Annotated in this window: 24 protein-coding genes; 12 read left to right on the top strand and 12 right to left on the bottom strand. The window is 68.4% G+C overall.

Annotated elements, in window-relative coordinates:
- Window positions 1-70: 70 nt before the first annotated feature.
- From LTT66_RS33350 to LTT66_RS33365, 4 genes are all read left to right on the top strand, one after another.
- Window positions 71-1,432, top strand: a complete 1,362-nt coding sequence (locus tag LTT66_RS33350; RefSeq protein WP_233062480.1) for a M20/M25/M40 family metallo-hydrolase — start codon at window positions 71-73, stop codon at window positions 1,430-1,432.
- 23 nt (window positions 1,433-1,455) lie between these two features.
- On the top strand, window positions 1,456-1,989 hold the full coding sequence (locus tag LTT66_RS33355; RefSeq protein WP_233062481.1) for a YbhB/YbcL family Raf kinase inhibitor-like protein: 534 nt from the start codon (window positions 1,456-1,458) through the stop codon (window positions 1,987-1,989).
- Between the two features lie 125 nt (window positions 1,990-2,114).
- Entirely contained in the window at window positions 2,115-2,516 is a 402-nt protein-coding gene (locus LTT66_RS33360; protein ID WP_233062482.1) for a hypothetical protein, read from the top strand.
- A 136-nt stretch (window positions 2,517-2,652) separates the two neighbouring features.
- A complete protein-coding gene (locus LTT66_RS33365) occupies window positions 2,653-3,078 on the top strand; it encodes a hypothetical protein (RefSeq protein ID WP_233062483.1) in 426 nt (141 codons plus the stop codon).
- Here the strand turns inward: LTT66_RS33365 and LTT66_RS33370 are convergent.
- Window positions 3,043-3,912 (bottom strand): class I SAM-dependent methyltransferase, encoded by an 870-nt coding sequence (locus LTT66_RS33370; RefSeq protein ID WP_233069483.1) that lies wholly within the window; start codon window positions 3,910-3,912, stop codon window positions 3,043-3,045. The two genes, LTT66_RS33365 and LTT66_RS33370, sit on opposite strands and share 36 nt — an antisense overlap.
- 281 nt (window positions 3,913-4,193) lie before the next feature.
- Here LTT66_RS33370 and LTT66_RS33375 point away from each other — a divergent pair, with 281 nt between their 5' ends.
- Both LTT66_RS33375 and LTT66_RS33380 read left to right on the top strand, forming a co-directional pair.
- Entirely contained in the window at window positions 4,194-5,378 is a 1,185-nt protein-coding gene (locus LTT66_RS33375; protein ID WP_233062484.1) for an NAD(P)/FAD-dependent oxidoreductase, read from the top strand.
- A gap of 78 nt (window positions 5,379-5,456) precedes the next feature.
- Window positions 5,457-6,380, top strand: coding sequence for an RNA polymerase sigma-70 factor (locus LTT66_RS33380; protein ID WP_233069484.1), 924 nt, complete (start codon window positions 5,457-5,459; stop codon window positions 6,378-6,380).
- Window positions 6,381-6,390: 10 nt separating this feature from the next.
- Here the strand turns inward: LTT66_RS33380 and LTT66_RS33385 are convergent, their stop codons facing one another.
- Both LTT66_RS33385 and LTT66_RS33390 read right to left on the bottom strand, forming a co-directional pair.
- Window positions 6,391-6,597 carry a DUF397 domain-containing protein gene (locus LTT66_RS33385; RefSeq protein WP_233062485.1) on the bottom strand — a complete coding sequence of 69 codons (207 nt, stop codon included), beginning with the start codon at window positions 6,595-6,597 and terminating at the stop codon, window positions 6,391-6,393.
- Window positions 6,594-7,436, bottom strand: coding sequence for a helix-turn-helix domain-containing protein (locus LTT66_RS33390; protein WP_233069485.1), 843 nt, complete (start codon window positions 7,434-7,436; stop codon window positions 6,594-6,596). Before LTT66_RS33390 ends, LTT66_RS33385 begins: the two co-directional genes overlap by 4 nt.
- Before the next feature lie 399 nt (window positions 7,437-7,835).
- Here LTT66_RS33390 and LTT66_RS33395 point away from each other — a divergent pair, with 399 nt between their 5' ends.
- On the top strand, window positions 7,836-8,210 hold the full coding sequence (locus tag LTT66_RS33395) for a DNA-directed RNA polymerase subunit beta (RefSeq protein WP_233062486.1): 375 nt from the start codon (window positions 7,836-7,838) through the stop codon (window positions 8,208-8,210).
- 177 nt (window positions 8,211-8,387) lie between these two features.
- The gene (locus LTT66_RS33400; protein WP_233062487.1) at window positions 8,388-8,534 is read left to right on the top strand and encodes a hypothetical protein; all 147 of its coding nucleotides are present in this window, start codon (window positions 8,388-8,390) and stop codon (window positions 8,532-8,534) included.
- Between the two features lie 65 nt (window positions 8,535-8,599).
- Here the strand turns inward: LTT66_RS33400 and LTT66_RS33405 are convergent, their stop codons facing one another.
- From LTT66_RS33405 to LTT66_RS33415, 3 genes are all read right to left on the bottom strand, one after another.
- Window positions 8,600-10,432, bottom strand: a complete 1,833-nt coding sequence (locus LTT66_RS33405; RefSeq protein ID WP_233062488.1) for an AMP-dependent synthetase/ligase — start codon at window positions 10,430-10,432, stop codon at window positions 8,600-8,602.
- 189 nt (window positions 10,433-10,621) lie between these two features.
- The gene (locus LTT66_RS33410) at window positions 10,622-11,356 is read right to left on the bottom strand and encodes a GTP cyclohydrolase II (protein WP_233062489.1); all 735 of its coding nucleotides are present in this window, start codon (window positions 11,354-11,356) and stop codon (window positions 10,622-10,624) included.
- Window positions 11,353-12,831 carry a carbohydrate kinase family protein gene (locus tag LTT66_RS33415; RefSeq protein WP_233062490.1) on the bottom strand — a complete coding sequence of 493 codons (1,479 nt, stop codon included), beginning with the start codon at window positions 12,829-12,831 and terminating at the stop codon, window positions 11,353-11,355. The genes LTT66_RS33410 and LTT66_RS33415 overlap by 4 nt, the downstream gene beginning before the upstream one ends.
- A gap of 732 nt (window positions 12,832-13,563) precedes the next feature.
- Between LTT66_RS33415 and LTT66_RS33420 the strand changes: the two genes are divergently transcribed.
- Complete coding sequence (locus LTT66_RS33420) at window positions 13,564-13,947, top strand: hypothetical protein (protein ID WP_181724256.1); 384 nt, start codon at window positions 13,564-13,566, stop codon at window positions 13,945-13,947.
- Between the two features lie 11 nt (window positions 13,948-13,958).
- Here the strand turns inward: LTT66_RS33420 and LTT66_RS33425 are convergent, their stop codons facing one another.
- The 3 genes from LTT66_RS33425 to LTT66_RS33435 are packed head-to-tail and all read right to left on the bottom strand — an operon-like array spanning window position 13,959 to window position 16,349.
- On the bottom strand, window positions 13,959-15,035 hold the full coding sequence (locus LTT66_RS33425) for a quinone-dependent dihydroorotate dehydrogenase (RefSeq protein ID WP_233062491.1): 1,077 nt from the start codon (window positions 15,033-15,035) through the stop codon (window positions 13,959-13,961).
- 4 nt (window positions 15,036-15,039) lie between these two features.
- The gene (locus LTT66_RS33430) at window positions 15,040-15,339 is read right to left on the bottom strand and encodes a DUF5703 family protein (RefSeq protein WP_233062492.1); all 300 of its coding nucleotides are present in this window, start codon (window positions 15,337-15,339) and stop codon (window positions 15,040-15,042) included.
- Window positions 15,339-16,349, bottom strand: a complete 1,011-nt coding sequence (locus LTT66_RS33435) for a YncE family protein (RefSeq protein ID WP_233062493.1) — start codon at window positions 16,347-16,349, stop codon at window positions 15,339-15,341. The genes LTT66_RS33430 and LTT66_RS33435 overlap by 1 nt, the downstream gene beginning before the upstream one ends.
- 153 nt (window positions 16,350-16,502) lie before the next feature.
- Between LTT66_RS33435 and LTT66_RS33440 the strand changes: the two genes are divergently transcribed.
- The 3 genes from LTT66_RS33440 to LTT66_RS33450 are packed head-to-tail and all read left to right on the top strand — an operon-like array spanning window position 16,503 to window position 19,509.
- Window positions 16,503-16,859 (top strand): hypothetical protein, encoded by a 357-nt coding sequence (locus LTT66_RS33440; protein WP_181724259.1) that lies wholly within the window; start codon window positions 16,503-16,505, stop codon window positions 16,857-16,859.
- Between the two features lie 6 nt (window positions 16,860-16,865).
- Complete coding sequence (locus LTT66_RS33445; RefSeq protein WP_233062494.1) at window positions 16,866-17,399, top strand: hypothetical protein; 534 nt, start codon at window positions 16,866-16,868, stop codon at window positions 17,397-17,399.
- A 16-nt stretch (window positions 17,400-17,415) separates the two neighbouring features.
- Window positions 17,416-19,509, top strand: a complete 2,094-nt coding sequence (locus tag LTT66_RS33450) for an MMPL family transporter (protein ID WP_233062495.1) — start codon at window positions 17,416-17,418, stop codon at window positions 19,507-19,509.
- Between the two features lie 313 nt (window positions 19,510-19,822).
- Here the strand turns inward: LTT66_RS33450 and LTT66_RS33455 are convergent, their stop codons facing one another.
- The 3 genes from LTT66_RS33455 to LTT66_RS33465 form a co-directional block, all read right to left on the bottom strand.
- A complete protein-coding gene (locus tag LTT66_RS33455; protein WP_233062496.1) occupies window positions 19,823-20,656 on the bottom strand; it encodes a heme ABC transporter ATP-binding protein in 834 nt (277 codons plus the stop codon).
- Between the two features lie 91 nt (window positions 20,657-20,747).
- Window positions 20,748-21,839 (bottom strand): FecCD family ABC transporter permease, encoded by a 1,092-nt coding sequence (locus LTT66_RS33460; RefSeq protein ID WP_233062497.1) that lies wholly within the window; start codon window positions 21,837-21,839, stop codon window positions 20,748-20,750.
- On the bottom strand, window positions 21,836-22,894 hold the full coding sequence (locus LTT66_RS33465) for a heme/hemin ABC transporter substrate-binding protein (protein ID WP_233062498.1): 1,059 nt from the start codon (window positions 22,892-22,894) through the stop codon (window positions 21,836-21,838). The genes LTT66_RS33460 and LTT66_RS33465 overlap by 4 nt, the downstream gene beginning before the upstream one ends.
- Window positions 22,895-22,907: the final 13 nt, after the last annotated feature.

The raw sequence follows: 22,907 nt of genomic DNA on the forward strand, positions 1-22,907 counted from the left end.
GCCGCACCACGCCGCCCGCGATACCCCGGCCGTACGTTTGTATCGCCGCGCGGGTGGTAGGAAAGGGAGCGTGTCCGCAACTGGCGAAGGAATCGACCCGAACAGAAGCTCGCGCGCGGTATCGGAAGTGGTGGAGCTGGTCAGCACGCTGATCCGCTTCGACACCTCCAATACCGGCGACCTGGCCACCACCAAGGGGGAGCGCGAATGTGCGCAGTGGGTGGCCGACCAGCTGCACCAGGCCGGTTACGTCACCGAATACGTCGAGTCCGGCGCTGAAGGTCGCGGCAACGTCTTCGCACGGCTGGAAGGCGCGGATCCGAGCCGTGGCGCGCTGATGATCCACGGGCATCTGGACGTGGTGCCCGCCGAGGCCGCGGACTGGAGCGTGCACCCGTTCTCCGGCGCGGTGCGCGACGGCTACGTGTGGGGTCGCGGCGCGATCGACATGAAGGACATGGTCGGGATGACATTGGCGGTGGCCCGCCAGTTCAAGCTCGAGGGCACGGTGCCGCCGCGCGATCTGGTCTTCGCATTCCTCGCCGACGAGGAGAACGGCGGCAAGTGGGGTTCGCAGTGGCTGGTCGACAACCGCCCCGACCTGTTCGACGGCGTCACCGAAGCGGTCGGGGAGGTCGGCGGGTTCTCGCTCACCGTGCCGCGGCCCGACGGCACCGAGCGCAGGCTGTATCTGGTGGAGACCGCCGAGAAGGGTCTGGGCTGGATGCGGTTGCGCGCCAAGGCTCGCGCGGGCCACGGGTCGTTCCTGCACGAGGACAACGCGGTCACGATCCTCGCCGACGCGGTGGCCCGGCTGGGCAAACACACCTTCCCCGTGGTGCTCTCGGAGTCGGTGGCCGCCTTCCTGGCCGCCGTCGCCGAGGAGACGGGTCTGCAATTCGATCCGTCCAGCCCGGACATCGAGGGCCAGCTTGCGAAGCTGGGCACCATCTCCCGCATCATCGGCGCCACGCTGCGCGACACGGCCAACCCCACCATGCTGCAGGCCGGCTACAAGGCCAACGTGATCCCGCAGACCGCCGAGGCGGTGGTGGACTGCCGTGTGGTGCCCGGGCGGCAGGCGGCGTTCGAGCGTGAGGTGGACGAGCTGATCGGCCCCGACGTCGAACGCGAGTGGATCACCAAGCTCGACTCCTACGAGACGACCTTCGACGGCGACCTGGTCGACGCGATGAACAACGCCGTGCTGGCCCACGACCCGCGCGGCCGCACCGTGCCCTACATGCTCTCCGGCGGCACGGACGCGAAAGCGTTCGCCCGGTTGGGCATTCGCTGCTTCGGTTTCGCACCGCTGCAGTTGCCGCCGGAGCTGGACTTCACCGCCCTGTTCCACGGCGTCGACGAGCGGGTGCCGGTCGAGGCCCTCGAATTCGGCACCCGCGTGCTGGAACATTTCCTACTGCACAGCTGATCCGATCCGCAAAGAGAGGTTTCATGACCTACAACCCCTACGACGCACTTCCGCAGGTGCCGTCGTTCACCCTCACCTCCACCGATGTCACCGACGGCCAGCAGTTCGACAACGAGCAGGTCAGCGGCATCTTCGGCGCGGGGGGCAAGGACATCTCCCCGCAGCTGTCGTGGTCTGATTTCCCGGCCGAGACCAAGAGCTTCGCGGTGACGGTGTACGACCCCGACGCGCCCACCGCCTCCGGCTTCTGGCACTGGGCCGTCGCCGACATCCCCGTGAGCGCGACCTCGCTGCCCGCGGGGGCGGGCAGCGGCGAAGAAGGCGGCGCACTGCCGACCGGCGCGATCACCCTGCGCAACGACGGCGGTTTCCACGGCTTCGTCGGCGCCGCTCCGCCGCCCGGCCACGGCCCGCACCGCTACTTCATCGTCGTGCACGCCGTCGACGTCGAAAGCCTCGGCATCGATGAGTCCGCCACCCCGGCCTACCTCGGCTTCAACCTGTTCTCCCATACGCTCGCGCGCGCCACGCTGGTCGCCACCTACGAGCAGAAGTAGAGCCCCGGTCCTCGACTGTGGCCCTGAGCGAAATGCTCAGGGCCACAGTGCTTTTCTCGAGACCACGCGCCGGAACCGTAGTCACGCAGGCGCGGAGCGGTCGCACAGCGTCGAGAATCGAGTGCATGGACATAGATGAGGCAGTTCGCGGCGCGCGTCTGCTGGCTCGCGATATCGAACATACTTTGGGCTTTTCCGCAGAGGTCGGCACCGAGTACACCGAACAGTGGCGCAGCCTCCGCGAACTGTCGGGGCGTCCGCGACCCACTGCGTGGGTGACCCTCTCGGTGCCGGAGGTCGGCACGACCGTAGCTCTGGACCCCAGCGAGCCGGGCAGCACGACTGCCGAAGGGTTCGCGATGGAGTTGGTTCGAGTCCTCCAGGACGACATCCAGATCCACATCCGGGAGCCATGGCCGAGGGATCCCGCCGCCCGCGGCCGCGCGCTGGACCCGACGGAGCGAGGTTGGCGGAGCCAGACAGATCGTGCCCATCTCGTGCCGTATGGCGAACTCGGGTCCGGATGAACGCCACTATTCAATCCGACCAGTCGGTCTTCCCAGTGATGGTTCGTTGTCGCCGCGCCCTGGCCGACCGGAGGCGTTACGCTGCGGCTGGACAGCCGCCCAAGTGGGCGCGCGAGGGATTGATGAGGGTACGAACTTGATCATTCGCACGGAAACAGCCTGGGCGCTCTTCTTCGCCGGGCTCATCTTCCTGTGGGCACTGGTCCTCGGTGTGTGGAAATGGCAGGCGATGACCACCTCGCCGGACGGTCTGGCCCACCCCTATGTCGACATCGCCCACCGAGCCGCCTTGCTGTACTCGTTCGCGACCGGGCTGATCGCATGGTTCGTCGAACTGTCCGGCTGGCCGACCGCGGTGAACGCCACCGCGGCCGCGGCGATCATCGCGCTGTTCGTGGTGACGATCGCGAACTACATCCGGCTCGGATTGCAGCGCGAGACCGACAACCAGATGCGCAACCCGCCGTCATCGATGCGTTTCGTCCTCGCCGCACTGATCATCGGCGAGATCGGCGGCTTCAGCGTGCTACTGGTCGGCTTCGCCGTGGAGCAACTCTTCTGAGATCGCCGTCCGCGGCACATCATTCAGAAATGCGTAGCGGTGGTACTGGGCGATCATCCGCATCGCCGGGATCAGGGACATCACTTTCCCCATCAACCGGTAGCCGCCGGACACTCCGGTTTTGAACGACTCGGCGTCGAACACCGACAGGGCGGAGATCGGGCGCACACCGGGCACCGCGGCGACGATGTCGTCGGGACCGTTGATGGCCCAGTGCAGCGTCGAACCGGAGCGCCGAACGACGGCGTTGATCTTCTGGGACTTGATCCCGAGGGTGTTGAAGGCGTCGAATTGCAGTTCACCGGAGGGGAAGTGCGCGACCACCGCGCGCAGTAGAGCCACGCCGTCGGCTTCGGTGAGGTACATCGTCAGCCCCTCGGCGATGAGCAGCACGGGGCGGTCGGACGGAATCTTCTCCAGCCATGCCGGGTCTGTCACGGACGCGGCGACACGGTGATGGTGTTCGCGGGACGGGTAGAGCCGTTCGTGCAGCGCGATCACTTCGGGGTAGTCGACGTCGTACCACTCGACGCCGGGGCTTGGGTCCAGCCGAAACGCTCGGCTATCCAGCCCACATCCGAGATGCAACACCGTGGCACGGTCGTGCTCGGCGAGGAACTCGCGCGCCCAGTGGTCGAAATGAACGGTGCGAACGGTCACTCCGGACGCATTGCGCGGCGTGATGCTGGTGCTGCGCCAGTCGTAGTCGATGCGGGCGACCGCGTCCTTGGCCAAGGCGTCACCGAGTAGCGGCTTGTCCGCATCCGCATCCAGGGCCTTGGCGTACAGCGTCGCGAGCATCGTCTGCGGTGCTCCGGTGAGGTCGACGCGAATCTTTCCCGCTCCGGATCTATCTTCGTTTGAACGCATGTTCAATATGTTAAACACGCGTTCAATCGAGAGTCAAAGGACGCGCGGATCCACTGGTTCGCGGGTTGCCGGTTCCAGCTGCGGGCGCTGCCGGTGCAGGACGGAGCGCCCGGCCACCCGGAGTTCCGACCCCACCGCCGCCCAGCTGAAGCACCGTGATGCAGGTCACATCAACGAGTTGTCACGTTCGGACGGGCTGGCTTGTCCCATAGCCGACCACGCAGAACAAGCCCAAGGAGCAAGCGATGAACACCGACACCACTGCCCGAGAAATCGTCGTCCTCGGCGCCGGCTACACCGGCATGCTGGCCGCCATCCGGCTGGCTCGCAACACTCGCAAACTGGATGTGCGCATCACCTTGGTGAACCCCTCCGTCCGCTTCACCGAGCGGCTGCGCATGCACCAGGTCGCCGCCGGACAGGAATTGGCCAACCACGATATTCCCGCCCTGTTGACCGGTTCGGGCATCGACTTCCACCAGGCCACCGCCACCGCCATCGACGCCGAGGCTCGCCTGATCACCCTCGACGACGGCGCGATCCTGCACTACGACAACCTCGTCTACGCGCTCGGCAGCAGCACCGACACGAGCATCGTCCCCGGTGCGAGCGAGCACGCCTGGACGCTCAATGATCCCCGTCTGGCGCACCGCTTTTCGCAGCGCTTGATCGAAGTGGCGGTGGCCGGTGGCGGCGTCACCGTCTGCGGCGGCGGACTCACCGGCATCGAAGCCGCCGCCGAGATCGCCGAGGCGCACCCGGACCTGACCGTCACGCTCGTCAGCCATGCCGAACCCGGCTCGATGATGGGAGACAAGGCCCGCGCCTACCTGAACCGAGTCCTCGACCGGCTCGGTGTGGTCCGCCGGGTCGGCGTGAAGGTCACCAAGGTGCTGCCCGACGCCGTGCAATTGGACACCGGCGAACTGATCGACTCGGAGCTGACCTTGTGGACCACCGGCGTCAAAGTCTCACCTCTGGCCGCCCAGGCCGGAATCGCGACGGACGCGAAAGGCCTCATCATCACCGATCCCACCCTGCGCTCGGTGTCGCACCCGGAGATCCACGCCATCGGCGACGCCGCGCTGGTTCAGCAGAACTGGGGCCAGGTCCACGGCACCTGCCAGAGTGGTTTGCCCACCGCCGCCTACACCGCCGACACTCTGGCCCGGCTGCTGCGCGGCAAGACCGTGAAGCCGTTCCGCTACGGCTACTTCCACCAGCCGGTGAGCCTGGGCCGCAAGGACGCGGTCATCCAGTTCACCAATGCCGATGACACCCCGAACCGCTGGTACCTCAAGGGCAAGGCCGCCGTCGCCTACAAGCAGTCGGTGAGCAGCACTCCGCCGCTGGCCTTCAAGATGAGCAAGTACATGAAGGCGCAGGTGCAGCTGTCCAAGGGCGGCCGCGCCACCCGCGAGACCGCATGATCCCCCGCGTCGGAGGCCGGATGACGAATCCGGCCTCCCAGTGGACCCAAATCCTCGAGACCGGTAGGTATGAGTCCCATGCAGGACCACAGCGATAGGCAGGCGCCCGCCGCCGAGCGGGCCGACGCGCCGATCGACCCCTTCGTCGAACACCGCCGACTACTCTTCGGCACCGCTTATCAGATGCTCGGCAGCGTCGCCGATGCCGAGGACATCTTGCAGAGTGCCTGGCTGAAATGGAACGCGGCAGACCGGGCTGCGGTCGAGCACCCCAAGTCCTACCTGGTCCGCACCGTCACCAATCTCTCGCTCAACCGACTCACGTCCGCCCGGGCCACCCGCGAAACCTATGTCGGTCCGTGGCTTCCCGAACCGCTGCTCACCGCACCCGACACCGCCGAGGAGATCGAAATGGCCGACACCGTGTCGACCGCCATGCTGGTCGTCCTCGAAACCCTCGATCCCACCGAGCGCGTTGTCTTCGTACTGCGCGAAGTGTTCGGTTACACCCACGCCGAAATCGGCGGGTTCCTGGATCGTCCCGAGGCGACCGTCCGTCAGATCTCGCACCGTGCACGCAATCACGTGCAGGCCCGCCGCCTGCGCTTCGACGCCGACGACGAATCCCGCAGGGAGATCACCGAGAAGTTCATGGCCGCCTGCCACGGCGGCGACCTCAACGCCCTCATGGAACTGCTCGCTCCCGACGTGACCTTGTGGAACGACGGCGGCGGCATCGTCACCGCGGCCCGCCGCCCACTGCACGGCCCCGACCACGTGGCGCGCTGGATGCTGGGCGTCATGACCAAGCCGGTCTCCGCCGGCATCCGCCTCGAATCCGCCATCGTCAATGGCGAACTCAGCATCATCGGCGTGATCGGAGACTACCGAGTCGGCGCCCTCACCTACGACATCGTCGACGGCCGCATCGAAAACATTCGCTTCCAGGTCAACCCGACCAAGCTCGGTGGGATCCAGTCCACGGGCGAAGGCTCCTCCTGAGGGGCTTGCGCTAGGATCGACCGAATTCGCCTCGAGCTAATCCAGCGGTAAATGCGTCCCATGCGCTGCCGGTGAACATGAGGGCCGGACCGGCCGGATCCTTGGAGTCCCGCATACCGACCAATCCATTGTCCAGGTATGCCACTTCGACGCAATCCTGGTTAGGTCCGCTGCGACTGCTCTTGAACCACGCCGCCTTCGCCAGGTAGGTACTCACTCGCCATACTCCTTAGCGATCTTCAACACCAGTTCCCTGGTTTCTTGCTCATCGAGCGCTGCGGTACGAATCGCGTTGCACGCTGTCTTGTATTGGTCGATCTCACTGGGCTTGTCAAGGTAAAGGGCACCCGTGTAGCCCTCAACGTACACCACCGGCGGCTCCGTGAAAGACTGCAGTGCTGGGAACTCCATGAGCGTGAACGACCCTGTTACCAGGGGAAATACGCGCTCAGTGAGCAACGGCACTACGCGCAACGTTACGGTGGGCAACCGCGAAGCTGCCAGGAGGTGGTGAAGTTGTTCCGTCATGACCGGTGGCCCACCGACCCGGTACCTCAGCCCCGCCTCCCCGAGGTACACGTTCATGCTGAAACGGTCACGTGACTCCTGTAGGCGTTTCTGGCGCGTGGCTGCGATCTCGATTCGACGCTCGACATCGGCCGTGGGCATTCCGGGGTACGCGCCCCAGATCACCGCACGCCGGTAAGCAGGAGTCTGGAGCAGACCAGGAAGGAGGGTCAGGTGGAAAGTAGTCAGCCTCCTGGCCGCTTCTTCCAACCCCAAGTAGAGATCGAAGTAGGTCGGCACAGCATCGCCGTAGGCGTGCCACCATCCGGTCTTTTTGGTCTCCCGAACCAGACCCATCAGTGCTGCCATGTCGTCCTCATCGGCTCCATACAGTTCACAGAGGGCCTTGATGTAGATGTCTTTGAGCTTTACGCCCTGACCTCCTTCCAACCGCCACATGGTCTGCGGCGACACCTCGATGACCCTGCATGCCTGTGCAACGGTGACTCCGGACGCCTCGCGTAGCTGACGCAGTCTGCGCCCCAGCATGCGACGCGGAACCGTGGAGCCCGAACCTTCAGTCATTAGCCAACCTCACGGCTGTGTGTGAATTTGGAAGACTCTTTACCGCAAGTCTGGAAGATGGGGAGAAATTCAGACTACTCGCGCCACGGAATATTCCAAAACTGTGGTCGCACAGCGTCTACTAGGGGTGCGCCAGGCGCGCCGAGCGGAACGCTAAGTCCCACTGGGCAATCCGCTCCGCGATGGAAGAGCTGGCCGACGCGAAGCGGGCGCGCCTCAACCAGTTGTGCGATGCAGTAGGGGGTTCCGATGGTTCAGATAGCTTTTGGAGACACGCCGCTGTCGCGGTGCGCCTACTACCGGGAGGTGTGCGATCTTCCTGCGCAGGTCGATCCACCCTACGTGGGGCGCATAGTCCTACGCATGGGAGTGGCGTGGGCGGTGATCATGCCCGCCACATTGGGTCAGGACGTGAAGGTGTGGATGCAGCGGCACGGCCACGCGGTCGGGCCGATCATGTCGCATCCCCGGTCGAAGCGGTGGACTTACCTCACGCAACCCGATCTGCCGGACGACATGACACTGTTCGCGGAGATGTTCCGGCTCAACGTCTCGGTGGTGCGGGCAGGCGGCACCGTCGCCTTGCCGAGTCCGGCCGATCGGGGGACCACGTTCCGGACGTGGATCAACCTCCCGGACAACACGTTCCGTCCCACCGGGAGCGTCGTGGTGGCCGCCATCCGTGGATGCGTAGCCGAACGCATCGCGCGCCGAAGGCAGGGCTTCCCGCATGCCTGAGAGCGGCGGCAATACACGGAACACCCTGGTGCACTGCGGAATAGGCGAAGTCGATCGCCGGGGAGACGGCGCTCGAACGGCAAGCAAGTGCCAGCGGTGAACGGTGATGAGCGCCGTGGATCTCCGGTCCCGTCCGAGCCGGATGTCCACTTGTCGGTGTTCTGGCACGGTGCCCGGATGGACTTCGTCGCCTGCCTCACCGCCGCGTGCTCGTTCGTACAGGAGTGGCGTGCCCGGCACTGGCACGACGCGGTCGAAGTGTCGACCGACGACGTCGACGGGTACCCGCGATTGCCGTGTGAGCGGCTGTACCTGGAGCCGTGAAAGTCCCGACGGATGAACTGCGACCCCGGGCGTAATGCTCGGGGCCGCAGTCTTTTCCGGCGAGCTTACTTGACGCTGATCACCCGGTCGGAGGGCTCTTTGGCGTAGAGCGCCTCGATGTCGGCCTGGTATTTGGCCGCGATGGGGGCGCGCTTGAGCGACATCTTCGGGGTGAGTTCGTCGCCGCCGGGCTCCCAGACGGCGCCGAGGATGGTGAAGCGTTTGATCTGTTCCACGCGCGAGAGTTTGGTGTTGCCGGCCTGGACCGCTGCGAGAACCTCGTCGATGATCTGGCGGCGGGTGGCCAGGGTGGCGATGTCCTCGCCGGTGGCGTCGAGTTCCTTGGCTCGGATCGCGGCGACGTCGGGGTCGAGCACGATCAGGGCGGCGATGTAGGGCTTGGCCTCACCGATGGCGACGACTTGACCGACCAGCGAGGAGGCGGCCTTCACCGAGTTCTCGATGTTGGTGGGGGCGATGTTCTTGCCCGCCTCGTTGATGATCAGTTCCTTCTTGCGGTCCACGATCCGCAGGTAGCCGTCGGCGTCGAGGGTGCCGATGTCGCCGGTGTGCAGCCAGCCGTCGGAGTCGATGGCCTCGGCGGTCTTGTCGGGCATGTTGCGGTAGCCGCGGGTGACGATCGGTCCGCGCACCAGCACCTCGCCGTCGGCGTCCAGCCGCAGTTCCATGCCGTCCACCGCGCGCCCGACCGAACCGGGGCGGGGCTTGTCCAGCTCGGTGAAGGTGCCCACGCCGGTGGTCTCCGACATGCCCCACACCTCGCTGACGGTGAAGCCGAGGCCCAGGAAGTGTTCCAGGGTCTCCGGCGGGATGGGGGCGGCCCCGGAGGAGGCGACGCGCAGCTGGTCGAGCCCGAGGGCGTGGCGCAGCTTGGACAGCACCAGCGTCTCGGCGATCCTGTGCTGCGCACTCAGCAGCGGACTGCGGCCTTTGCCGGCCAGATCGGCGCGCGCGGCGGCTATTCCGGTGCTGATCGCCCAGTTGGCCAGTGCCTTCTTCACCGGGCTCGGCTCTTCGGCGAGCTTGCCCTCGACGCCGGCCTTGATCTTCTGCCAGACGCGCGGGACGCCGAAGAAGATCGTCGGGCGCGCGTCGGGCAGGGCGGCGGCGACTTCGCGCGGGTCGGGCACGGTGGTGATCTGGATGCCGGTCAGCAGGTTGATCGCGTGGCCGGAGATCCGGTCGGCGACGTGCGCGGCGGGCAGGTAGGACACCGCGCGGTCGTCCAGGCCGACCTGCAGCGGGCCGTTGACCAGGGCGATGATCTGGGCGAGCACGTTGCGGTGGGTGATCTCCACGCCCTTGGACGGGCCGGTGGTGCCGGAGGTGTAGATCAGGGTGGCCAGGTCGTCGGGGCCGACGGCCTGCCAGGCGGCGTCGAAATCGAAGTCGGCGGCGGGTGCGGCTTGCACCTCTTCCAGGGTGATGGCGCCGTCGGCGGGTCCGTCGACCATGATGATGTGCTCGACCGGCACCCCGGCCGCGGTGATCCGGTCGAGGAACACCTGTTCCGTCACCACGACTTTGTTGCCCGCGTTGGTGAACAGATGGGTGATCTGTTCGGGGGAGCTGGTGTTGTAGATGGAGAACGGGGTGGCGCCCAAGTGCAAGGCGGCGGTGTCGACGAGGTTGAACTCGGGGCGGTTGGTGAGCATGATGCCGACCGTGTCGCCGTGGCCGAGGCCCAGACCGGCCAGGCCCGCGGCGATCGAGCGCACCCGTTCGGCGTAGTCGCGCCAGGTGTACTCTTGCGTGCCGCCCACCTTGCGCAGTGCGATCTGGTCGGGGCGCAGCCGCGCGGTTTCCTGGAATGCGGCGGGGACGGTGTACACCGTTTTGCCCGATTGGTGCGCGTATCCGATTTCTGTTGTCGTCATATCCCTGTTCCCGATATCGCTGGGGTGAACCGGCCGCCGGTATCCGCCGACGCCCGATCCGAGACTCGAACCCTGACATGATGCGGCGAATGCATCGTCAGTCTCTCACGAGTCGGCGCGCCACGTGTGGCGCGGCTCACTCATCGTAGCCAGAGGCGGGAATCGTGGGGGCCGAACTTCAACAATCCTTCAGGCACCGATCAGATCCGGCGCGGACCCGGACCCGGGACGCGGACGGAGGTTCTCACCAGGGGTGATCACGACCGGGTCGACGGCCAACGGCTGGTCACAGCCACCGTCGCGCTCCTCGAGCGCCCACGGCACCGCATCGGTCGGTATCCAGTGCTTGCGCCGGGTGCGCTTGGCCTCCAGATACTCGCGGGCACGCTCGCTCAGCGCCCTCGTTCGCAACGGCACCGCGGTGACCTGCAACCCTTCCTGCCGCAGCGCTTCGACTTTGGCGGGATTGTTCGTCAGCAGCTGCACCGAACGCAGTCCGAGATCCGCCAGCGCACGCGCGGTGGCCACGTAGGTGCGGGCATCGGCCGGGTAGCCCAAGTTTTCGTAGCTGGTGAAGGTGTCCGTGCCGGAACGCTCGCTCTCGCGGTAGCCCAGCGCCTTGACGATCAGCCCCGCCCCGCGGCCCTCCTGCTCCAGATAGACCAGCACTCCCGAACCCGCGGCCTGGATGAGATCCAGCGCCTTGTCCAGCTCCGGCCCGCAGTCGCAGTCCTGCGACCGCAGCGCCTCCCCGTACAGGCAGCGCGAGTGCACCCGGACCAGGCAACCGTCGGCGACCTCGCCGAACAGCAGCAGGTGCCCCCGCTCATCGTCCCCGTTCAACTCCACCACCCGAACTCGCAGATCATGCCCATTGCGACGAAACCGATGTTCGGTGTCGGCAGGATCCACAACGTTGGTCAATGCTCCTCCGTAGCGAGTCTGAAAATTCGCTCGACCTCACCCACCAGTGGCATCGCCCCGGGGACGTCCCCGATCGATTGCGTCGCCACCATTGCGGCGGTCGCCCAGACGTAGTCGTTGCGTGCGGCGGGGCGGCGCGTCGAAACGAGACGATATACCAGGGCGGCGGAGAAGGCAGCGTGAGCGCCGACCGAGTCGTCCAGCGCCGTCGGGAACGGCTGAAAATGGTCGTTGACCTGCTCAGACCACACCGCGCACCGGAAATCCTTGATCGCGCACACCGCTGCCACACCCAGCGCGCGCAGCCGCGTCGCGGTCTGGTCACCGCACGACGCGCCGCCGTCGGCCATCGCCAGCGCCTGCAGGTCCTTGTCGCCGCCGACGAGGTAGTCCACCACACCGAGATGCTGATACAGATACTGCGGGCGATCCAGCCGCGGCGCCGGATGCACGACCACCAGCGGCCGTCGCGGCAGCCTGCGCAACTCCGCCATGATCTGCTCGATCACCCCGGTGGGTTGCTCGAAGGTCAGCAGCACCGCATCCGAGGTGGCCAGCGCCGAGCGGATCGCGTCGCTGCGCAAGTCCTGGGCGCTCAACCGGATTCGCTCGTCCTTGCAGCCGATCGTGCTCGCCGCGCCGGTGCCCGCCACGATCACGGCGGTCACCGGTGTCGGCGCGTAGGGCACCACCTTGACCAGTTCGGTGTCGACGCGTTCGCTGCGCAGGTATTCCAGGATGCGGTCGCCCGCGTCGTCGTCACCGACCGCCGAGATCAGACGCACCCGCAGCCCGAGCCGGGCGGCCGCGACCGCGCGCGTGAGCCCCTTGCCGCCGGGATGTTCCCCGTAGCCGCCGCGGGTGGTGCCACCGGGCCCGGGAATACGGTCGACCGCGTACATGTGGTCGATGACCGCGTCGCCGATCACGGTGACCACCCCCCGGGTGTCCACCGGATCCGATTCGGCGACAGCGGTTTCCGCGGAGGCGGGGAAGTCGACGACGTGCGCTCCGTCGAACACCGAGGCGGTGGCCAGCTGCGCGGCCAGCTCGGTGAACGCGCGGCGTTCGGGGGCCCCGCGCAGGGACCGCACCGTCAGCGTGCCCGGAATCGGCTGCGCCCCAAGGGCTTCGTGCAGCGCCGCCCACCGCGCGGCGAGATATTCGCGCCGTTCGCCCAGATCCGAGGCGTAGAGTCGGCCGAGATCGATCCCCGCGGGCGGGTTTTCGCGCAGCAGCCCCAGTGACAACTCCGCATCGACGACGAGCCGGTGGGTGGGCTCCAAACTGCGGGCCAGGTCGCGCACCAGCGGCAGCACCGCTTCTTCCCGGTCGACGCCCGCGCGCCGCGCGTACTGCCGCACGGCCAGCAGATCCAGCAGGGGCAGTACGTCGATTTCGGTGCTGCGCAACCGATCCGAGCTCAAGCCGGACCGTTTGCACAGCCGGGTGAGGATATTGCGAACGGCAACCATTCCCGAATCCTGCGGGACCATGGCGATGCCACCCTCCTCTTCGGCACGACACCGGGGCGTCGTGCGCAAGTTGGCCACGCAAATCGGGTTTAACCAGCGGGCAAATTGTCAATTACCAAATTACAACGGCAATTGCGCCCGGGGAACGGCAAATGACACACTGGATATGGCGATCCCCATCGCACCACCAGGCATCGGGAGGGCTGGTGATGAGAATGATCCTTCAGATACGGCAGTCTCGACGGCGACGGCAACACCGCCCCGCCGGAGCAGATACCGAGCTGGTGCCGAAGCCGGTGATGGACTGAACCAGCCGCCGGACACTCCGCGCGACAACACACCGGTCATCGCCCGTGCCGCGCCGGCACGCAGACCACGCCCCGCGATCGGCCCGCCCCCGCGGCCTCGGCGCTCCGCTGCCCGGCCGGATCGCACGGCGTCCATCCTCGCGTCGACCGGGACTCACACACCCCGCTCGACACCCAGCCGCACCCTACGAACCACTCGGTGCTGCGGTTGCCACACACCCGCGAGCTACCCCCTGGTCCACCCGGCCGGGCAGCGGACTTCATCGGCCCGGGCACACATGCATCGTGCCCGCCCAACCGGCAGAAACCACGGTGCGGCACGCCACAACGCCGCACCAGCGGATGCACGACTGGAGGCATTCGTGATCATCGAACTCAGCACCCTGGAGCCGGCCTCACTCCACCTGTTGCACCGGAGACTGCGATGACCATCCACTCCACCGAATGGACGATGACCAGTGACATAACCCCGGAATCGGCCTGCCGTGACACCGACGCGACCGACGGCTGGCGGCTGAGCTGGCTACCGGACCGGCGGCTGACCCACAGCCAGGCGCTGGCCGGCATGCGGCTGGACGAACTGCTCAGCGACCCGCACCTCGTGCACGACCGCATGGCTCAGGCCCGCGTCGAGGTCTACGCCGACCAGCTGGGCATCCTGCGCGATCACGCGGTGATCCTGCTGGCGAAGCGAATGGCCGCGCGTCTGGGGCAGGAACTGCGGCCGAAGGGAGATCCAGCGCCGCCGGGGCGTGGTCCACGGCCCCGGCGCGCCCGCACTCCCGAACCACCGTTCGTGCCCGGCTGAGGCCCGCAGATTCAGGCGTGCGCTTTGTGCTCCGCACCGACGGCCTCACCGAGGTGGGCGTACCCCCCGGCGCGCAACCGCCGCGCCAGGCCCCGATGGATCCTGCGCATCCAGAACGGCCCGCCGTAGATGAACCCGGTGTAGCCCTGCAACAGCGTCGCACCGGCGAGAATGCGTTCCCACGCCTGGTCGACGGTTTCGATGCCGCCGACCGAGATCAGCACCAGCCGGTCGCCGACGCGCCGATACAGCCGCCGCAGCACCTCGAGCGAACGGTCGGCGACCGGCGGACCGGACAGGCCGCCCGCGCCCATGGCGTCCACCTCCGCAGCGTCGGTGCGCAGCCCATCACGCCGGATCGTGGTGTTGGTGGCCACGATGCCCGCCAGACCGAGTTCGACGGCCAGGTCGGCCACCGCGTCTATGTCCTCGTCGGACAGATCCGGCGCGATCTTCACCAGCACCGGCACCCGCACACTGTCCAGTACCGCCCGCAGCAGCGGGCGCAGCGATTCGACCGCCTGCAGATCACGCAGGCCCGGCGTGTTGGGCGAGCTGACGTTGACCACGACGAAATCGGCCAGCGGCCCCAGCAGCGCGGCGCTGGTGGCGTAGTCCGCGGCCGCGGCCTCCGGTTCGACGATCTTCGTCTTGCCGATGTTCGCGCCGATCGGCACCACGCCACGCCGTGCGCGCAGCCGGTCGGCGACCGCGGCGGCGCCGTCGTTGTTGAAACCCATCCGGTTGATCAGCGCCCGGTCGGCGGGCAGCCGGAACAGCCGCGGCGCGGGATTGCCCGGCTGCGCCTGGGCGGTGACGGTGCCGATCTCGGCGAAACCGAACCCCAGCGGGGCCCAGGCATCGACGCCGTCGGCGTTCTTGTCGAAACCGGCGGCCAAACCGAGCGGTGCGGGGAACTCGACCCCGAACGCTTCGACGCGCAGGATCGGATCACGGGCGACGAGAACCTTGCTCATCGCCCAGCGCAGCGGCGCGACCCATGCGGCGAAGCGGATGACCGCGAAGACGAGGTGGTGGACGCGTTCCGGCGCGACCAGGAACATCAGTCGCAATAGCAGGGCGTACATCGGCTCACATTCCGGGTTCGGGCTGGGGTAGTAGTGCGGATTTTCGCCGCCGCAGCAGCACCCGCCTGCTGCCGTCGGTGTAGGCCCGCACCCGCGAGAGTTCCCAGCCACCGAACTCGGCCTGGATCGCCAGCCGCATGGACGCGGTCACCCGCGTGACATCCGGCGGCAGCCGCAGCGGCACGTATTCGTAGTCGTCGCTCGAGGTTTCCCAGCCCGCGGGCAGCGCGCGCCCGCGCCCCCGGTGCGCTGCCGGATCAGCAGATGCCGCGGTATCGTCGCCCGCGCGTGGTGTCCGAGCCATCAGTGCCCTCTCTTCCGATCGTCCGCACCGATCCGTTGCAGACCGTCGCCGGTCGCGGACCCCACGAACAGATCACCGGTGCCTTGCTCGACAGCCACCGAGTTCGGTTGCCGGACGGTGGCGTAGCGGCCCACTTCCTTCGGTATACCAGTCGACAGGTCGAATCCGACGACCTCGTTGCGCTGCGTGCACGTCACCCACACGGTGTCCGACCGCTGATCGTAGGCGAGTGCGTAAGGCGAAGATCCTACCGGGAAACGCTGGCGCAGCACGAGCGGTCCGGCAGTGTAGACCAGCAGCTCCCCACCGGCGGTGTCGGTGACCACGAACCGGCCGCGGGCGTCACCGATCAGTTCGGTGGCCCCGTCCCCGGCCCGCAACGCCAATCCGGGGCGTTTCTTGCGAGGATCGACCTCGAAGATCGCGGTCTGATGCCGGTCGAGCACGGTCAGCTTGCCGTCGGCTTCGGCGAGTTCGTCGGCCGACACCAGCCCGGACACGGTGTGGGTCACCTCGCCGCCGGACGTCAGCTCCAGCACCCGGCCGTCGGCGGTGCCGACCAGCAACCCGCCGTCGTCGCGGGCGCGGACCGACCGCACGTCGCCGTCGACGGCGACCGCGGTGACCGCGCCGGAGGCGAGATCCACCCGCAGCACCCGGCCCGGCGCGGCCGCCAGCATCTCACCGGGCCTGCCCGGGGTGAGACCGCTCGCGCGATCGGGCAGGGTCACCGTGCGCACCACCGGCTCGGCGGCGGCCGTGTCCACGACGGTGAGGACGGCGCCGTCCAGCGCGGCCAGCAACCTACTGCCGGAGTCGACTTCCAGCGCGGCGATCGGACCGGCGGGCACTACCCGGCCCGCGGGCGGCGTGGTCACCGCGGGCGCGACCGCAGCCGTGGCCGGATCCCTGGTCGGCAGGTCGGGACCGCCCGCACCGGAGCATCCGGCCAGCAGTACCAGCACCGCCGCACCCGCGAATGCCGAGACGACCGAGCCGCGAGGGCGCATCCACCGAACTCCTTCTACCGACGAATCTTCCGCTATCTCACCATCTGACCATGATGGCGTAACCAACCGACCGACCGGGGTGTCGGCTCGAGCGGAATGTCGGTACCCGGCGTTACGGTGGAGACCACACCGTCCGATATAGGGAGATCCGGGTTGAAAGCCGACCATCCGTCGGGGTTTGTTCTCGACGACATCACCGTCGGCGCGTACGCGCACGGGTTCGGCACCACCGCCGACGGGCATCCGTTCGCCTTCCGCACCATCCGCGCCACGCTGACGCTGGAGATCTACCGCCGCGGTCTGGGCGAGGCCGTCCCCGGCCCGGAGGACGTGCTCGCGGTCGCCGAAGCCACGGTCACCGACATCGACCTCGACGACGAGCGCAGTGTCGCCGCGCTGGTGCGGGATATGATCCCCGACACCGCGACGATCGACACCGCCGCGCAACGGGACGTCACGACCGTGCGTGCCCTACTCGGACGGATCAGCTCCGTCATCGAAGGTATGTAGGAAGTGATGACCCGCACACGACTCGCCCGCACCGCGCTCACCGCGGCCGTTCTACTGCTGGCCGTACCGGCCGCCGCCTGCGACAGCGGAACCGACGATGCCGCGGTCGACGCCGCCCGCTCGTCGGCGAACGCGTCGCTGTCGTCCTCGATCGCCGTCTCCTCCAGCGCCGCGCACCCGCCGCTGCCGACCGCCGCCGACCTGGACGCCCAGATCAAGCGGGCACTGGACCCGGCGCTGCCCGACAGCGAACGCACCGCCCTCATCGAGGACGGCGACTCCTTCCGCCAAGCCATCCCCGACATGTACAAGGCGCTGCAGGACAACCCGCGCGCCGTCTACGGCGTCACCGACCCGGTGTTCGACAACCACGACGGCACCCTGACCGCCACCATGCGCCTGGACAAGGACGGCACCGGCGCCGCGGTCCGCACCACGGTCGTGCACTTCGTGCTCGTCGACGGCAAGTGGAAGATCTCCCGCACCGACCTGTGCGGCATCTTGCGCTCGGCCGACTACCGCACCCCGGCCTGCGGCTGACCGGGCCCGCGACGCGATGCGCCGTTCCGGATCACTACGGTGGGGACGGTTCGTCCACCGCAACCGCTACCTCGTCCTGGCCTTCTTCGTACTGTTCGTGCTGGTCTCCGGCTGGTACGGCCGCGACCTGTCCGGGCGGCTGACCCAGGAGGGCTGGTTCGACGAGAGCAGCGAATCGGTGGCCGCCGCCGAACTGGCCGACCGCACCTTCGGCCGCGACACCGACAGCGACCTGATCCTGCTCTACACCGCCCCCGACGGCGCCACCGTCGACGACCCGGCCGTACGCGGCCCGGTCACCCGGCAGCTGGCCGGACTGCTGGCCACCTACCCCGACCGCATCCAGAAGATCGACAGCTACTGGGACAGCCCGTTCTCCGCCCAGGCCACCGACGCCACCCGAACCCACGCCTTCGCCAGCGTCGGCTTGCGCGGCTCGGGCACCGCCACGGTGGAGAACTACGCGGCGATCAAGGAGCACCTCGGCGCCGGACGCGCAGGCGGCGGGCCGGGCGGCACCACCGTGCAACTGGCCGGGTTGCAGCCGATCGTCGAAGGCATCAACACCGGCATGCAACGCGACATCAAACGCGCGGAGATGATCGCCCTGCCGCTGGTGGCGATCCTGCTGTATTTCGTGTTCGGCGGCGTCATCGGGGCACTGCTGCCGGTGCTCATCGGCGGCATGACGATCCTGGGCACCCAGGGCGGGCTGCGGCTGCTGACCGACCACATCGACGTCAACGTCTTCGCCAGCGCCGTGATGACCCTGGTCAGCCTCGGCTTGGCGATCGACTACGGGCTGTTCACCGTCACCCGCTTCCGGGAGGAACTCGCCGCCGGCCACACCGTCGAGGAGGCCACTGCCCGCACCGTCGCCACCGCCGGGCGCACCGTGCTGTTCTCGGCCGCGATCATCGCCCTCAGCCTCGGCGCGCTGTTCATCTTCCCCAACGGGGTGCTGCGCTCGGTGCCACTGGGCGGCATCAGCTCGGTCCTGCTGGCGGCAGTGCTGTCGGTGACCGCGTTGCCCGCGGCATTGAGCATCGTCGGGCGCCGCATCGACTTCCTGGGCTGGAAACGGTTCTCCCGCAGCAAGACCGAAGCCCAGATCGATGCCGGATTCTTCTCCCGCCTGGCGCTGTGGGCGATGCGCAGACCGTGGGCGGTGGCCGTGCCGATCGTGCTCGCGCTGCTCGCGCTGGCCCTCCCGATCCGGCACATCGAATTCGGCGGGCTCAGCGAACGCTATCTGTCCGACGACAACCCCGCCCGGGTGGCGCAGGAACGGTTCGACGAGCTGTTTCCCAGCTTCCGCACCGAACCACTGAAACTGGTGGTGGTCGGCGCCGACCCGCAGCAACTCAGCGACATCCGCTACGCCGCCAACCACATTCCCGGCCTGACCGGACGCTTCGAACCCGCGGCGCCCACCAAGGACGGCATCAACGTGCTCGCCGCCGGATTGGCCGACAAACGCGACGCCGACCAGGTGATCGCCGCACTGCGCGCCATTCCCGAACCACCCGGAGTGCAGGTGATGGTCGCCGGTGTGCCCGCGCTGGAACGCGACAGCATCAACGGACTGCTCGACGGCCTGCCGACCCTGCTCGCCCTGCTCGTCGCGGCGGCGCTGGCGCTGATGTACGCGGCGTTCCGGTCGCTGGTACTCGCGCTGAAGGCGGTGGTGATGAGCGCGCTCAGCCTCGTGTCCACCCTCGGCATGCTGACCTGGATGTTCGTGCAGGGGCACGGTGCGGGGGTCTTCCACTTCACGCCGGGACCGTTGATGTTCGCGGTGCTGGCGCTGATCGTGACGGTGGTGTTCGGGCTGTCCACCGACTACGAGGTGTTCCTGCTGTCACGAGTGTCGGAGGCCCGCGACGCCGGCGCGGACGCGCCCGAGGCGATCCGCTACGGCATCGCCCACACCGGCGGCGTGATCACCTCCGCCGCCGCGATCCTCATCGTGGTGACCGGCGCGTTCGGGTTCTCGGATCTGGTGCTGATGAAATACATCGCCTACGGCATGATCGCCGCACTGATCCTGGACGCTACTGTCATCCGCCTGCTGCTGACCCCCGCGGTGCTGAAACTGATCTGGCGGTAGGACCACAGGCGCGGCTTCGCCCGGCACCGGTAGCCGCACGCTCGAGGCTTCCCCGGTGAGCTGGACCGGAGCAGGCGAGGGCGAACGTGGCGCTACTGCCGAACGGGCGGGTCGACGGCGTCTCCAGCGCGGTGAACGTGTCGCATCCCCGGCGGAGGCGCGGATGTGATGACTCTGCGGCAGTTGCCCGCAGCCGCGGTCCGGATCGCGATCAAGCCTTCCGTCGCCGCACGCCGATTGATCCGGGCACCCACCACTGGCCGAACCGGCCGCACAGTTGCGACAACCACTCACCACACCGCGGTTTCGTAGATCAGCGGCGTACGGGCAGGACCAGTTGGGCGCCGGTGACCGGGTGGTCGAGCACTTCCACCGGGTGCTGGTAGACGCGCGTGAGCAGTTCGGTGGTGAGCACGTCGCGGGGTGGCCCGTCCGCGGCGATGCGACCCGCGTCGAGGACCGCGACGCGGTCGGCGTAGGCGGCCGCGATACCGAGATCGTGCAGGACAACCACCACGGCGGCGCCTTCGGCGGCGCGGGCGGCGGCCAAGCGCAGCACGGCCTCCTGATGCCCCAGGTCCAGGGCAGCGGTGGGCTCGTCCAGCAGCAGCGTGGCGGTGTCCTGCGCCAATACCCGCGCCAGCGCGACTCGGGCGCGTTCACCGCCGGAGAGGGTCGGGAACGACCGGGCGGCGAGGTGTTCGACGTCGGTGGCGGCCATCGCCGCGGCGATCTGTTTTTCGTCGAGTTCGCGGCGCTCGGTGCGCACCCAGGGCGCGCGGCCCATCGCCACCACTTCGCGCGCGGTGAAGGGAAAGCCGACAGTGTGAGTCTGCGGCAGCACCGCCCGCCGCCGGGCCATGTCCAGCGTCGTCCAGTGCGACAACGGCTGCCCGTCGAGCTCGACCGTCCCCGCGCTGAGCGCCAACTCCCCGGCCAACGCGGCCAACAGCGTCGACTTGCCCGCCCCATTCGGCCCGACCAAAGCCACGACCTGCCCCGCGACCGCCTCGAAGTCCACGCCCTCGAGCACCAACCGCGCCTGCCCGCCACCCCTGCGCTGCACACTCACCCCCACCGCCCGCACCGTCGCATCCCCCTGCTGCGGCCACCCCGGCACCTCATGCACCGTCGGCAACAACCTCACCCCGCACCTCCCGGCCACGAGTGGCACACCATCGAGAGCTCTTCTCGGCGTTCGCCACGACGATGTGCCGCTCGACGAACGAAACAGGGGGTCATGCCCAGCCTCCGGAGCGGGCTCTCGTGCGGCGCAGCAGCCAGAAGAAGACGGGGCCGCCGATCAGGGAGGTGAGCATGCCGAGGGGGAGGTCGGCGTTGTCGACCAGGGACCGGGCGGTGACGTCGGCGGCCAGCAGCACCACCGCGCCGACGATGGCGCTCAGCGGGATCAGCACCCGATGGGCGGGGCCGACCAGCATCCGCACCAGGTGCGGGACGATGAGCCCGACGAACAGGATGATGCCGGTGAACGCGACACCGGCGGTGGCCAGGACCGCGACCACCACGATCACGTTGCGGCGCAGCCGCTCCACGTCGACACCGAGATGCCGGGCCGCGGACTCTCCGAGCGCCAGCAGATCCAGTCGCGGCGCCAGCAGCACCGCCGCGACGACACCGACCGCGGTCAGCGGCGCCACCACCCCCACCGATTCCCACCTGGCCCCGTTGAGCGAGCCCAGCTGCCAGAACACGATCTGGTCGCGCGCCGCGGGAGAGGCGACGAACAGCAGCAGCGCGATCAACCCACCCGCGAAAGCGTTGATCGCGACACCGGTGAGCACGAGCGTGACGACCTCGGTGCGCCCGCCGGAGCGCGCCAGCAGATACACCAGCAGCGTGGTCGCCAGCCCCGCGACGAACGCCGCCGCGGCCACCGACCACGCCGCGACGAACGCCCCACCCACCACGATGACCGTGCCCGCGCCGACCGCCGCGCCCGCGGACACACCGATCACGCCCGGCTCGGCGAGCGGATTGGCGAACACACCCTGCAACAACGCACCCGCTGTCGCCAGCGCCGCACCCACCAGCACCGCCAGCACCACCCGCGGGAACCGCACCTCCCACAACGTCACCTCACCCGCGGGATGCGCGGGCATCGGCCCGATCTCCAGCCCGATCCGGTGCAGCACGCTGCCCGCCACCTCGGCGGGCGTCGTCGGCACCTGCCCGATCGCCGCCGACGCCAGCGCCAGCGCCACCAGCCCCGCCAATGCGACCACGAACACCAGCACCAGCCGCGAACGGCTGCGCGACTTCGGCACCGGCGTCACCGGCCGCGCCGCCTCGGTCTGCGACAGGCTCATGCGTGCCCGGTGCCGTACACCGCCGCGCTCAGCGCCGCGATCACCCGCCCGGTGTTGGGCCCGAAACTCAGCAGCACCGCATCGGACATGTCCACCACCCGCCGGTCCCGCCCGGCCGGGGTCTGCGCGATGCCGGGCACCTTCTGCAATCCCTCCACACCGCCGACGGACTTCAGCCCGTCCGACATCACCAGCAGCACATCCGGCGCCGCGCCGATGATGGCCTCACTGGTGATCGCGGTGAACGGCTCGCTCAACCCGGACACGGTGCCCGCGTCCCGGGCGTGCAGCGCCGCGATCAACGCGTCCGCGCCCGACCCCGGGCCCGCGAGCATGGTGATGGCGGTGGAACGCAGGTACAGGAAAGCGATGGTCAGCTGGGGATTCTGGGCGGGCACCGCGGCACTCGCGGCCGTGATCTCGTCGCGGGTGCGCTGCGCCAGCGCCTGCCCACGATCCGGCACACCCAACGTGCCCGCGACCGCCTCGATCTGCGGCACCACCCCGTCCATCGTGCGCTCCGGGTCGAAGTAGACGACGGTGACACCGGCCGCGCGCAGCTGTTCGCGCACCGCGGGCGCGGCGCTGGTGGTGTCGGTCAGGAACACCGACGGCCGCAGCGCCAGCACCGACTCGATGTTCAGCGACCCGTTGCCGCCGGCCACATTGGGCACCTCCCGCACCGCGGGAAACGCCGCCGAGGTACTGCGCCCCACCAGTTTCGGCCCCAGCCCGAGCGCGTACACGATCTGGGCGAGGGTGCCGTAGCGGTCCACGGCGATGATGCGGGAAGCGTCGGTCACGGTGACCTCCGCGCCGTCGAACGAACGCACCGTCACCGGCAACGCCGGCGTGGGCTCCGGCCCGATCGGCACCGGATCCAGATCCGTCAGCGTCGCCGTCGTAGGGCCGTGCCCACCGTGCGAGGAACCGGCATCGGCGCCACACGCCACCGACCCGGCCAGCAGGCTCACCGCGAGCAGGGCCAGGACGGCACGCCACCACCCGGTTCGGACTCGGTTCCCACGCCCACCCCCGGTCGCTGCAGTGCTCATGCAGGCAAGGCTA

It is taken from the genome of Nocardia gipuzkoensis, from assembly GCF_021183645.1.
Lineage (GTDB): Bacteria > Actinomycetota > Actinomycetes > Mycobacteriales > Mycobacteriaceae > Nocardia > Nocardia abscessus.